Here is a 12222-nt window from a genome sequence, read left to right as displayed (position 1 = left end):
GATATGATCCGATACGTCACCAGGCGTATTCTTGTATCCATACCCGTCCTCCTCGGGGTGACCTTCATCGCCTTCGTCTTCGTCCGGCTTCTGCCGGGCGATCCGGCGGCGGCGATCCTCGGGGATCGCGCGACGCCGGAACTGGTTGCCAGCCTGCGCGTCAGCCAGGGGCTGGATCGCCCCCTCTGGGTCCAATATTTCGACTATCTCGGCAGGCTCGCGAGAGGCGATCTGGGCTCGAGCCTGATCACCAGCGCGCCGGTGCGCACTGAGTTTTTCAGCCGTTTTCCGGCGACGGTCGAGCTGTCGGTATGCGCGCTTGCGATCGGCGTCACGGCCGGCGTGTTTCTCGGACGGCGCGCCGCGCGTAAGCCAGGATCGAGTGTCGATACCGGCATGACGGCGCTCTCGTTGCTCGGCGTATCCGTGCCGATCTTCGTGCTCGGGCCGATCCTGCAATATGTCTTCGGCGCCTGGCTGCAATGGCTGCCGACATCGGGGCGGATCGATCCGCGCCTCGGCATCACCATCTATTCGAACTTCCTGCTGATCGACACGCTCGGCCAAGGGCGCATGGACGCCTTTCTCGACGTCCTCGCCCATCTCGTCCTGCCGGCCATCACGCTCAGCATGATGCCCATGGCCATGGTGGCGCGCATGACGCGGATCAGCGTGATGGAGACGTCACGGGAAGATTATGTCCGCACAGCCCGCTCCAAGGGCATCAGCCTCCGGCGCGTCGATCAGCGCCATATCATGCGCAATGCATGGCTTCCGGTCAGCACCGTGATCGGCCTGCAGGTGGGGGCGCTGCTCTCCGGCACCGTCATCACCGAAACCGTATTCGGATGGAACGGTGTCGGTTCTCTCGTCGTCAATGCTATCAACGATCGCGATTATTTCCTGATCCAGTCGTCCATCCTCGTCTTTGCCGTCATCTACATCCTCGTCAACCTGGCGGTCGACATCAGTTATGCCGTCCTCGATCCGAGGATTCGCTACTGATGGCGGCGGTCGAGATCAGACCTTCTGTCATCGCATCGTCCCGTAAAGGGGAGTCGTTCTGGAAGACGGCGCGGCGCCGGCTGCTGCGCCACCGTGCCGCCATGCTCGGTCTGGCGATCATCCTCGTCTTCGTCGCAGGGGCGATCGCGGCACCATGGATCGCGCCCTACGATCCGGCAAAGATGTCCATGCGGGCTGCCCTGCAATCGCCGAGTGCCGCACATCTCCTGGGAACCGATAAGCTTGGCCGCGATGTCTTCAGTCGTGTCGTCTATGGCTCCCGCTACAGCCTGTCTTCCGCTGGGCTCGCCGTCGCCTGGGCTCTTCTGATCGGCGGCGCGCTGGGCGCCATTGCCGGGGCCGGCGGCCGGATCGTCGATTCCTTCGTCATGCGCATCACCGATGTGCTGATGGCCTTTCCGAGCATCCTTCTCGCCATCGGCGTAGTCTCCTGGCTGGGGAAGGGCGATTTTCAATTGACCATCGCTGTCGGCCTCTCTCTGGCGCCGACCTTCACGCGGTTGTTGCGGGCAAGCCTCCTTTCGCTGCAGGCGGCGGATTTTGTGACGGCGCTACGCGCTGCCGGCATTCCGAAATGGCGCATCCTCTTTATCCATATGCTGCCGAATGCACTGACGCCGATGATTGTCCAGGCGACGCTGGCGCTCGGCACGACGATCATCACCGTCGCGGGCCTCGGCTTTCTCGGTCTCGGCCCGCAGGATCCGCGCATTCCCGAATGGGGCGGCATGATGATCGAGGGCGCCGCATCGCTTCAGTTCCCGCATCTCGTGCTCGGCGCGGGCATCTGCATCGTCGCGGTCGTGCTCGGCGTTAATCTCTTCGGCGACGGCTTGCGGGATGCTCTCGATCCGAAAGCGAAAAGGTGACGCCATGCCATTGCTCAGCGTCAAGGACCTGACGGTCACCATCAAAAGCGAACGCGGCAAGGTGTATGCCGTCAACGCGATCAGCTTCGATCTGGACCAGGGCGAAGTGGTTGCCATAGTCGGGGAATCAGGCTGCGGCAAGTCCGTGACCGCGCTAGCGCTCACCAACCTTCTGCCCAAGCCTGCCGCCCGGATCGAGAAAGGCTCGATCCGCTTCGACGGCACGGATATCGCCACGCTCTCGGATGCGGCGATGCAGGAACTGCGCGGCGGCGACATCTCGATCATCTTCCAAGACCCGATGACCAGCCTCAATCCGGTGCTGACGATCGGCGAGCAATTGTCCGAAGCGGTCACGCGGACCGACGAGAGGGCGGACCGTGCGGTCGTCCGCCGGAAAGCGGCGGAGCTCCTCGACATGGTCGGCATCGCCGGCGGCGAGGCGATGCTGCGCGCCTATCCGCACCAGATCAGCGGCGGGATGCGTCAGCGTGTGATGATCGCCATGGCGCTGGCGCTGAAGCCGCGCCTGCTGATTGCCGACGAGCCGACGACTGGTCTTGATGTGACCGTCGAGGCGCAGATCCTCGACCTGATGATGGGCCTCGTCAGCGACATGAAGACCTCGATGCTGCTGATCACCCACGATCTCGGCGTCGTCGCCGGCACGGCGCAGCGGGTCGTCGTCATGTATTCCGGCATGATCGTCGAGATGGTCACGACGGACGATTTGTTCGCCGCGCCGTCCCATCCCTATACGATCGGTCTGTTGCGCGCCTCTCCGCGGATCGACGGGGAACAGGAAAACGCGCTCGTGCCGATCGACGGCGTGCCGCCGAACCAGCTGCTGCCACTGCAGGGCTGTCCCTTCGCGCCGCGATGTCGCTGGCGGCGGCCGATCTGTTGGCGCGAGGTGCCGACATCAGGCGCCTGGACGTCTGCGGCGGGGACCATGCATGTTGCCGCCTGCCACAATCGCCCGACCCCAGCGGAAGCTGCAGCCGGCATGCCGCTCGACCCTTCCTTTACGGCCGCGCCACCCCCCGACGGCCTATCGTCGCCTGACATCGTCCTCTTCGAGCGCCGGGAGGTAGCATGACCACAGTGACGGCAAATTCCGCTGCACCTCTTCTCGACGTCAAGGGGCTGAAGGTCCACTATCCGCTGGTCAAGGGCATCGTGTTCTCGCGCCAGGTCGGCGTGTTGCGGGCCGTCGACGATGTCAGCTTCCAGCTGGCGAAGGGCTCTATCCTGGCGCTCGTCGGTGAATCGGGCTGCGGCAAGAGCACGACCGGCAAGGCCGTTCTCGACCTCGTCAGCCCCACTGCCGGCTCGGTGGAATTCGACGGCACGGAACTGGCGAGGATGAAGGGGGAGCCTCTGCGCCGCATGCGCCGGCGGATGCAGATGGTCTTTCAGGACCCCTATTCGAGTCTCAGCCCGCGCATTAGCATCGGCGCGACGCTGATGGAATCGCTGGCAGTTCACGCTATCGGCACGGCATCGGACCGCGGCGCGCGAGTGGGCGACCTGTTGCAGCGCGTCGGTCTTCGCCTCGACATCCGCGATCGCTATCCGCACGAGCTCTCCGGTGGCCAGCGCCAGCGCGTCGGCATTGCCCGTGCGCTCGCCGTTTCGCCGGATCTCATCGTCGCCGACGAACCGACCAGCGCGCTCGACGTGTCGATCCAGGCGCAGATCATCAACCTCATCCAGCGTCTACAGGACGAAATGTCGTTGAGCTACCTGTTCATCAGTCACAACATTTCGATCGTCCGGCATATCAGCGACCGGATCGCCGTGATGTATCTCGGGCGCATCGTGGAAAGCGGGCCGACCCGCGAGGTGATCGACGCGCCGGGCCATCCCTATACCAAGGCACTCGTCTCGGCCGTGCGCAATCCGGATCCGGTGACCGAACGGCGCCGTCAACGGATCGTGCTGACGGGCGATGTGCCCTCGGCGGTGTCGCCGCCCAGCGGCTGCCGCTTCCACAATCGATGCTGGTTGCGAAAGGCAAAGGGCAACCCTGATATCTGCACCCAGATCGAACCCCAAACCCGCCCTCTCGCTGCCGAGCGCAGCGTTGCCTGTCACTTCGCGGAAGATTGCCAATGACCCAAACGACCAAACGCGTCATCCTCTTCGATATTCCCAAGACCAATAGCTATGCCGAGGCCGAGGCCGTATTGCGTGCCAAGGAGTTGATCCAGGGCGACGCGCTCGAAGGCGGACGCGTGCCGCATTTGCCTGAAATCATCACCTCCATCGACGGAGAGCGGCATATGGCCCGTCGGCGGCTGGTCGCGACCCTGTTCCGGCCGGCAAGGCTCGCCTTCTACGAGCACGACATTCTCGTCAAGGAATTGCGCACACGTCTCGACGCCGCTACAGGGCAGAGCCCGGACGGCCAGCCTGCGCGCGTGGAAAACCTGCCGCGCATCATCCGCTCGGCCATCGTCAAGGTCTCAGCCTCGCTCATTGGCCTCGACCTGCCAACGGAAGAGGCCGTGGACGAACTTGTCCTGCATTCCACCAACATCGCCAATGGTCGCGACCAGGTCTGGGCCATGGAGCCAAACGAGGCCGCCATCGTCCAGGCCCGCCAGACCTGGAAAGAATTCTGCGACAATTTCTATTTCCCCTCCCGGCAGCGCCGCATCGATCTGCTGGCAAAGGTGGTAGAGGGTACACTTGGCGAAAAGGACGTGCCAGATGATCTCATCACGCTGATGCTGAAGGCCAAGGATCAGGATGCCGCCCTGGACGATCTGATGGTCTACGAGGTCGGCCTGTTCCTAACCGCTTCGGTCAACACTACGGCGGCGGCAACGCCGAAGGCCGCCGAAGCGCTGGCGCGGTGGATCGAGGATCACCCCGAGGACAGGAGCAAGCTCAGCGACGAGGAATTCCTGCGGATCGCCGCCCAGGAAGCGTTGCGCCTCTATCCGACCGTACCCTTTCTGGTCAGGGAAGCGACGAGCGACATGGAGCTTCCGTCCGGCCGTAAGATGAAGGCCGGTGACCTCATCCGCGCCGACATCTCCGGCGCCAATCGCGATCCGGAGGCATTCGGAGAGGAGCCGGACAGCTTCAATCCCTATCGGACAATCACCGCGCCACGCCTCTATGGCCTCAGCTTCGGCGCCGGCCCGCATCTGTGTATGGGCCGGGAGATGACGACCGGCCGGCCGGGCACCGATGGCGCAATCGGTCTGCTCGTGCATGTGCTGAAGGAACTCTATCGCCGCGGCATGGAACTCGACCCCAACGACCCGCCACGTCTCGTCTGCGGCACATCGCAGCACAAGTATCTCTCCTTCTGTGCGATCTTCAAGACCCCGAAAGGTGATCAGCATGTCTGACGACGCCGCCCATCTCCAGCCCTGGCAGTGGTCCGAAGATCATTGGCGCAAGATCGTCGGCCAAGTGCGTGCCGGCCGGCCGCTGAAGCCGAAATCATGGCCGAACGGCGCGCGCTGCGCCGTCGCGCTCTCCTTCGATTCCGATCACGAGACCAACGAGCTGCGCGACGGCGGTAAATCGATCGGCCGGCTCGCCTGGGGCGAATTCGGCACGCGGGTCGGTGTTCCGCGCATTCTCGAAACGCTGGCGCACCACGCCGTGCCGGCCACTTTCTTCGTTCCAGCTGTCTCGGCCATGCTGCATCCGGAAGAGCAGGTGCGCGTCATAGCCGAAGGTCACGAGATCGGCATCCATGGTTGGATCCACGAACTGAATTCCGTTCTGCCCTATGAGGCGGAACGCGATCTGATGTTCCGTGCCGCCGACATGCTGGAAAAGATCACCGGGAAGCGGTCTGTCGGCATGCGCACGCCGTCTTGGGATTTCAGCCCAAATACGCTGAAGATCCAGCAGGAACTCGGGCTACTCTATGACAGCTCGCTGATGGCAGACGACGAGTGCTATGAACTGCTGATCGAAGGCGCGCCCTCCGGCATCGTCGAAGTACCGGTAGAATGGATCCGCGACGACGGAGCCTATCTCACCATGCATCGCATGGGTTCGCTACGACCCTACATAACTCCGCGAGCGGTACTCGAAATATTCATTCAAGAATTCGACGCTGCCTTCGATCAGGGCGGGATATTCCAGTTAACGTGTCATCCTCATATCCTCGGCTATCGTTCGCGGATCTGGTTGCTGGACGAACTCATCAGACACATCAAATCGCGAGGTGGTGTATGGTTTGCCACGCATGCGGAGGTCGCTGATTATGTAAAACAGTGATGGCTCTTCCCACAATTTAAATCCGCAGTACGGCCCGCGAGGATTTGCCACTGTTTATGAAACCGCAGATCAATCTGACGCCTATTGCGGCGTGCGGGAATAACCACCAGCAAAGCGCTCCAAGCGTATGAACGGCGTTCTACTCGACTGCATCACTACATCACTACCACGTCAACTTTCTAGAAGGCAGGGCGGAATCGAACGGCCTGGCGTGATAAAAATCAGTAGCCGAGCTTACGAACACGCTCGCCGGAGGTGACGTCGAACAGGTGCACTTTGCCCAAAACCGGCTCCAGATGCACGTCAGAGCCCGCCGTCAACGGCACACGGTCACGGAACGTTGCCACGATCTGAGCAGCACCGGCTTTCACCAGAAGCTGAGTCTCCGACCCGGTCGGCTCGATCACCTCGACCTTGCCCGCAATGCCACCACTCGGCGCAAGATCGAAGTGCTCTGGTCGAATGCCATAGAAAAGTCGCTGGCCCGCAGAAACGTCAGCGCCCGAGGGCAGCGGCAATTCCAGACCGTCATCGGTCCGTACGATTGCGTTGGTCCCAAGGACCACGGTGCCCTCAAGCAGATTCATCGCGGGTGACCCGATAAAACCCGCCACAAAAAGGTTCTCCGGCTGATCGTAGAGGTCCAGTGGAGCCCCGATCTGTTCGACCCGCCCCCCGTTCATCACGACGATCTTGTCGGCCATCGTCATCGCTTCGACCTGATCGTGGGTGACGTACACGGTCGTCGTTTTTAGGCGCTGATGGAGCGCACGGATTTCGGTCCGCATCTGGACGCGCAATTTTGCATCCAGATTGGAGAGCGGCTCGTCGAAAAGGAACACCTTCGGGTTTCTAACGATCGCGCGACCCATTGCGACGCGCTGGCGCTGCCCACCGGAGAGCGCTCTGGGATAGCGGTCTAGAAGCTGTCCGAGGCCAAGGATGCGGGCGGCATTCTCAACACGCTCGTCGATCTCGGCCTTCGAACGCTTCATGAGTTTCAGGGCGAAGCTCATGTTCTCCTTTACCGTCATGTGCGGGTAAAGTGCGTAGTTCTGGAAGACCATGGCAATGTCGCGTTCCTTCGGCGGAACGTCATTGATGACGTCGCCATCAATCGCGATATCTCCGCCGGAGATTTCCTCAAGCCCCGCGATCATGCGCAGCAAAGTAGATTTGCCACATCCAGACGGCCCTACCAGAACAACGAACTCTCCGTCGGTGATCTCGAACGAGAGCCTAGGAATAGCCTCCACGCTGCCGTAGCTCTTTTTGACATTGTGTATTGAGACGTCTGCCATAAGTCCTCCAAAGCGACTGCGCTGGACGCAGCCCCTGAAATAAGCGCGTTAGGAACGGGAGCTGGTGAAAAGGTCGTTGGCATTGAGCTGCCAGATCGTGCCGGACACCGTCGCCGCCTTTTCCTGCGAAGAAATGGAAATCTTCGTCGGGCCCGAGATCAGGGGCACGACACGAGCTGCGCACGCTTCATCGTTGACGAACACCTCTGCCACAGTCCGATCGACGAGTAGACGAACCTTTGCGACATCTCCGGCAAGCGCGATCGCGGCCTCGAGCGTGTCGATCGTCAGCTTGCTCCTGGAAACGCGAACTTGAAGGTTGCCCGTGGCACTTGCCAACTCGAAGGATAGTGTGCCGTCGCCCAAACCACTGACGTCGGCCTCGATCTCCGTTGCCTGCCCCTCGGAAATCTCGCGAACCACGGAACCGCTGGCAGCCAAATCAAACGATACCCGGTCACCTCGAAGCTTTTCGAGTTCGGCAACAGGTTTTTGGATCAGGCGGTTGCCTTCGACCTTAAGCTCGCGGGGCAGTGAGACGCAGCAGTTCCACCCCTTTGTGTCCTTGAAGCCAACCAGAGCGCCCCAGCAAACGGCCCGACCCTTGTCGTCGTGGAGAACATTCGTGGCATAATAGTTGCGGCTGTAGTCGGCAGTGCCGGATGCTTCGACGGTGAAGGTGTAGTTTTCGAGGTCAAGTTCGCCGATATGATATTCGACTTCGGCATGAGGCGAGACCAACAGGACCCATTTGCCATCGAGCTTGAAGAGGTTCGGGCATTCCGAACTCGGCACCTTTCCACTTGGATGGGTAAAGATGATGCCCCGATAGACCCACTGCGAATATCCTGGATCGGTCGCTTCGTAGAGTGCGACAACGGGATGGCCACCATCGGCATCGAGTTTGCGCCCACCGAGAACCATGAAGGTCCGACCCTTTTCCTTGAAGATGAAGGGGTCGCGCCATTCGCCGATGTTGTCGTCACCATGCAATGCGTAGGTCAGCAAAGGGTTCTTCGGGTGCGGCTTCCAGGTCATCAGGTCCTTGCTGCCGACGGCTGCCCACTGTGTTGCAGTGTCTTCCGGTCGAAGGTCGGGACCGATGGCGGTGTAGAACGCCATTGGATCGCCTTCGTCATTGATGACCGTGCAACCGAACCACACGAAATGCTCGCCCTTCTCGATCGACGGATAGACCGCGATCGGAAGGTGTTCCCAGTTGACCATGTCGCGGCTGCGGGCATGCCCCCAGACGGTAATGCCGCCGGTCCAGTCTTCACTCTTCGGGTCCCAGACGCGGACCGCAGTCTTGTAGACCATCCCCGCACGGTGCTCGGCGCTGTGAGGATTGAGGCTGTACATCATGTGATACCAGCCATCATGGTAAATGATGCCGTTCGGGTCATCCATCCATTGCGACGGTGCACGGAAGTGATAGAGCGGTCGGCTCTTGTCGGTCTCTGCGATGGCTGCAGCGGCGGTGATGGATGCTTCTGCCGTATCGACAAGCAGCTGAAGGTTCTCGGACACGATATTTCCTCTCGAATTATTTGAGGCCTGTCAGGGCAACGCCCTTCACGAACAGGTCTTGAAGGCAAAGGAACATGACGACGACCGGCAGCAGGCTCAGTCCGACAGTCGCCATGAGCGCGGGCCAGTTCGTCGAGAACAGCCCTTGCGCGGTGTAGATGCCGAGCGTCAGCGTCTGGTGATCGTTGCTGCTCAGGAAAATCAACGGACGAAGGAAGTCATTCCAGGTTCCGACGAAGGTGAAGATCGCGAGCGTGGTCAGGGCGGGCTTGGAGAGCGGCAGGAAAATCCGCCAGTAGATACCCCATGGAGAACATCCATCGAGCGTCGCCGCTTCAGCCAGTTCCTTGGGCACGCCGATATAGAACTGACGCATGAGAAAGATGCCGAAGGGGGACACCACGGTCGGCAAGATGATGGCCCAAGGCGAGTCTAGCAGGCCCATGTCGCGAAGAAGCGCGAAGGTTGGGACAAGAAGAACATGATACGGGATCATGATCGTAATCAGCACGACCACGAACAGTGAATCCTTGCCCGGATATTTGAACACCCATGAGAACGCGAATCCGGCCATGGAACTGGTGACCAATGTTCCGATCAGCGTCAGCACGGCGATAAAAGCGGTGTTCCAAAGCTGCTTGAGGAACGGCGAGTCAAACAGAACGGTCGCGTAGTTTTGCCATTCCACGGACGACCCGACGAGAGTCGGTGGGTACTGGAAGACCTCACCGGCAGGTTTAAGGGAGGTCGCAATCATCCAGACGAACGGGAGCAACATGATCACTGCACCGATCGTCAGCCCGATATACGAAACGACACGGCCGATGCGTTGGCTTTTAGCCTTGCTCGAATAGCGGCGACGGGTGGGAAGAGTTTCGGCGATGGCCATATCAATCTCCCTGCGACTTGTTCAGCCGGAACTGGATGAGAGTGAGAACGAGAACGAGAAGAGTGAGAGCCCAGCCAAGCGCACTTGCGTATCCCATTTTGTAGAACTGGAAGCCGTTCTGATAGATGTAGTGGACGAGCACGGACGACGCGCGGTTCGGTCCACCGCCCGTCATGACCATGACCTGATCGAAGACCTGGAACGAGTTGATGATCGTGATGACGGTCACGAAGAGAGTCGTTGGCCGCAGCGACGGCAAGGTAATATACCAAAGCTTCTGGACCGAGTTCGCTCCATCGAGTTCCGCCGCTTCGTAGTATGAGGTCGAAATTCCCTGGAGACCGGCCAGGAAGAGCATCATGTTGAAGCCGATGTTCTTCCAGACGCTCGTGATCATGACCGCAGGCATGGCCCAGTTTTCGTTGGTGATCCACTTCGGACCCTGGATGCCCAGAAGCGACAGGAACCAATTGATCAAGCCGAAATCGGCGTTGTACATCCACTGCCAAACCATCGACATCGCGACCATCGAGGAAATGACGGGCAGGAAGTACGCAACGCGGAAGAACCGCAGGCCCCTAAGATTTTGATTTAGGGCAATCGCCAAAAGCAGTGGAATAACCAGCAAGACCGGTACGGTGACGACTGTGAAATAGACCGTATTCCAAAACACCTTGATCGCTGTGGCGTCGTTCAGCAGACGCTCGTAGTTTGACAGTCCGGCCCACTTTGGAGCGGTGTTCAGGTTCCAGTTCGTGAAACTCAGCACGAACGAAGCGACAGCCGGATAGAGAGTGAAAGCGCAAAAGCCGATCAGCGCAGGCGCAAGGAAGATCGCGGGCCAGAAGTAAGTCGTTTGCGACAGCGTTTTTTTCCTCGGCCTTGCAACACGCCTCGCCAAATAGGCGACGCCCTCGCCTGCCTTCTGTGTGGCTTTGATTCCCATGTCGGTCTCTTTCATTGGAAGGGTGGCGGACGGGTTGGACCGCCCGCCATCACAAAGCTTACTGCGGCTGCATCGCTTCGTTAACGCGCTGCTGTGCTTCAGATAGCACCTGATCGAGCGGCTTATTCGAATAGAAGAACGCCTGCAGCTCGTCGGACATGATGTTGTAGACCTCGTCCGCATTGGTGATCTGGTCAAACCAGCGCAGACCACTCGTCGTCCAAAGGGACTTCATGTCGATCCAACCCTTCGGATAGACCTTCCCATCGTACCATTCCTTAAGCTTGTCGGGCTCGTACATGGAAAGGCGGTTCGGCATCCACAGGCCGCTCTTGTAGATCGGCGTGGCGAACTTCATCGATGTCAGGAAGCTGACCAGTTCGACGGCCTCCTGGGGATGCTTGGTTCCAGACCAGACCGCGTCGATGTTGCAGGAACTCATCGGCGTGAAAGCGCCGTTCATCTTCGGGGGCAAACCCGCACCAAGGTCGAGCTTCGAAGCGGCGAGTTCCTGAAGGCCCCACGAGCCCATGAACAGGCTGGCAACGCGGCCTGTCAACAGAAGCTGGGTCGGAGAGTTGGTGGTGTCGAGACCTATTGAAGACGGGTCGGGAGCGATACCAGACGTGCGCAGCGCCTTGATTTTTTCGAGCGCATCCTTCGTTTCCGGAGAATCCATGCCGACGGCCTTGGTGAAGTCGTCGTTGAACCACTTCGCGCCGTTCGAGGCGACCATTTCCTGGGTGGTGTAGAGGTTCATCCCCTCCTCGAAGTTGGCCGTACCATATTGCATGGTCTTGCCGTTTTCGACCTTGGTCAGCTTCTTCATGTTTTCGACGAACTGGTCCCAGGTCCACTGGTCTTCCGGCTTTGTCGGCGGATACGGAACCTTGGCTTCGTCGAAGAGCTTCTTGTTATAGTAGAGAACAGGACCAACGGTGCAGACGTCGACGCCATAGATGTGGGTCTTTCCATCAACGGTGACCTGCATCTTCTTCTGCGAGCTGGCGATGAAATCCTTCATGTCCCAGTATTTCGAGAATTGGTCGCTGAGATCGAGGAGCTGGCCATTGTTGATGAAGTCACGCTGATAGTCAGGGTTGAGATAGAAAACGTCGGGAGCAGTTCCGGCAGCCATCATCGTGCGCAGCTTCGCGTGATGCTGGGCGAACGGTGCCGTAACGTATTTGACGTCGACGTTGGGATGGGCCTTTTTGAAGTCTTCCAGCCCAGTCTTGATGCTCGCAGACTCCAAGGGGCTGGCTTCCCAGCTCATGAAAGTCAGCTCGACCTTGTCCTGAGCCAACGATTGAGACGCAAATCCAATAGCAGGCAACGCAAACATCGTTGCCGCAAGCAGCTTCAGCTTCATGCTCTCCTCCCAATAAAAATCTTAACTTCAAGGCCTCC

Annotated in this window: 11 protein-coding genes; 6 read left to right on the top strand and 5 right to left on the bottom strand. The window is 59.9% G+C overall.

Translation table 11 applies throughout. From position 1 onward, the window contains the following. The first annotated feature begins 3 nt into the window (after positions 1-3). Genes GR212_RS29110 through GR212_RS29085 form a run of 6 tightly spaced genes read left to right on the top strand, consistent with a single transcriptional unit; the run spans position 4 to position 6146 of the window. Complete coding sequence (locus GR212_RS29110; protein ID WP_163992109.1) at positions 4-1005, top strand: ABC transporter permease; 1002 nt, start codon at positions 4-6, stop codon at positions 1003-1005. After that, a complete protein-coding gene (locus tag GR212_RS29105; protein ID WP_163992107.1) occupies positions 1005-1895 on the top strand; it encodes an ABC transporter permease in 891 nt (296 codons plus the stop codon). Before GR212_RS29110 ends, GR212_RS29105 begins: the two co-directional genes overlap by 1 nt. A 4-nt stretch (positions 1896-1899) precedes the next feature. Next, positions 1900-2994: an ABC transporter ATP-binding protein gene (locus GR212_RS29100; protein ID WP_163992105.1), complete on the top strand. Its 1095-nt coding sequence runs from the start codon at positions 1900-1902 to the stop codon at positions 2992-2994. Then, positions 2991-4013, top strand: coding sequence for an ABC transporter ATP-binding protein (locus GR212_RS29095; protein WP_163992104.1), 1023 nt, complete (start codon positions 2991-2993; stop codon positions 4011-4013). The genes GR212_RS29100 and GR212_RS29095 overlap by 4 nt, the downstream gene beginning before the upstream one ends. Beyond that, positions 4010-5260 carry a cytochrome P450 gene (locus GR212_RS29090; protein ID WP_163992102.1) on the top strand — a complete coding sequence of 417 codons (1251 nt, stop codon included), beginning with the start codon at positions 4010-4012 and terminating at the stop codon, positions 5258-5260. The genes GR212_RS29095 and GR212_RS29090 overlap by 4 nt, the downstream gene beginning before the upstream one ends. Further along, the gene (locus GR212_RS29085) at positions 5253-6146 is read left to right on the top strand and encodes a polysaccharide deacetylase family protein (protein ID WP_163992100.1); all 894 of its coding nucleotides are present in this window, start codon (positions 5253-5255) and stop codon (positions 6144-6146) included. Before GR212_RS29090 ends, GR212_RS29085 begins: the two co-directional genes overlap by 8 nt. A 221-nt stretch (positions 6147-6367) precedes the next feature. Here the strand turns inward: GR212_RS29085 and GR212_RS29080 are convergent, their stop codons facing one another. Genes GR212_RS29080 through GR212_RS29060 form a run of 5 tightly spaced genes read right to left on the bottom strand, consistent with a single transcriptional unit; the run spans position 6368 to position 12184 of the window. After that, a complete protein-coding gene (locus GR212_RS29080) occupies positions 6368-7447 on the bottom strand; it encodes an ABC transporter ATP-binding protein (protein WP_163992098.1) in 1080 nt (359 codons plus the stop codon). Between the two features lie 48 nt (positions 7448-7495). Then, positions 7496-8977, bottom strand: a complete 1482-nt coding sequence (locus GR212_RS29075) for a GH32 C-terminal domain-containing protein (protein WP_163992096.1) — start codon at positions 8975-8977, stop codon at positions 7496-7498. 16 nt (positions 8978-8993) lie between these two features. Then, positions 8994-9866, bottom strand: coding sequence for a carbohydrate ABC transporter permease (locus GR212_RS29070; RefSeq protein ID WP_204326808.1), 873 nt, complete (start codon positions 9864-9866; stop codon positions 8994-8996). A gap of 1 nt (position 9867) precedes the next feature. Further along, complete coding sequence (locus GR212_RS29065) at positions 9868-10812, bottom strand: carbohydrate ABC transporter permease (protein ID WP_163992094.1); 945 nt, start codon at positions 10810-10812, stop codon at positions 9868-9870. Between the two features lie 58 nt (positions 10813-10870). Further along, positions 10871-12184, bottom strand: coding sequence for an ABC transporter substrate-binding protein (locus GR212_RS29060; protein WP_163992092.1), 1314 nt, complete (start codon positions 12182-12184; stop codon positions 10871-10873). Between the last annotated feature and the right edge of the window lie 38 nt (positions 12185-12222).

The sequence above is a fragment of the Martinezella lusitana genome (assembly GCF_010668395.1).
Taxonomy (GTDB): Bacteria; Pseudomonadota; Alphaproteobacteria; order Rhizobiales; family Rhizobiaceae; genus Rhizobium; species Rhizobium lusitanum_A.
Note: the sequence above shows the minus strand (reverse complement) of the source record. Positions and strands in the feature narration are given on the sequence as shown.

What these genes read in the sequence shown, in the direction of transcription:
- GR212_RS29110 (WP_163992109.1), top strand. Translation starts at nt 4, where the DNA reads ATGATCCGATACGTCACCAGGCGTATTCTTGTATCCATACCCGTCCTC.
- GR212_RS29105 (WP_163992107.1), top strand. Translation starts at nt 1,005, where the DNA reads ATGGCGGCGGTCGAGATCAGACCTTCTGTCATCGCATCGTCCCGTAAA.
- GR212_RS29100 (WP_163992105.1), top strand. Translation starts at nt 1,900, where the DNA reads ATGCCATTGCTCAGCGTCAAGGACCTGACGGTCACCATCAAAAGCGAA.
- GR212_RS29095 (WP_163992104.1), top strand. Translation starts at nt 2,991, where the DNA reads ATGACCACAGTGACGGCAAATTCCGCTGCACCTCTTCTCGACGTCAAG.
- GR212_RS29090 (WP_163992102.1), top strand. Translation starts at nt 4,010, where the DNA reads ATGACCCAAACGACCAAACGCGTCATCCTCTTCGATATTCCCAAGACC.
- GR212_RS29085 (WP_163992100.1), top strand. Translation starts at nt 5,253, where the DNA reads ATGTCTGACGACGCCGCCCATCTCCAGCCCTGGCAGTGGTCCGAAGAT.
- GR212_RS29080 (WP_163992098.1), bottom strand. Translation starts at nt 7,447, where the DNA reads ATGGCAGACGTCTCAATACACAATGTCAAAAAGAGCTACGGCAGCGTG.
- GR212_RS29070 (WP_204326808.1), bottom strand. Translation starts at nt 9,866, where the DNA reads ATGGCCATCGCCGAAACTCTTCCCACCCGTCGCCGCTATTCGAGCAAG.
- GR212_RS29065 (WP_163992094.1), bottom strand. Translation starts at nt 10,812, where the DNA reads ATGGGAATCAAAGCCACACAGAAGGCAGGCGAGGGCGTCGCCTATTTG.
- GR212_RS29060 (WP_163992092.1), bottom strand. Translation starts at nt 12,184, where the DNA reads ATGAAGCTGAAGCTGCTTGCGGCAACGATGTTTGCGTTGCCTGCTATT.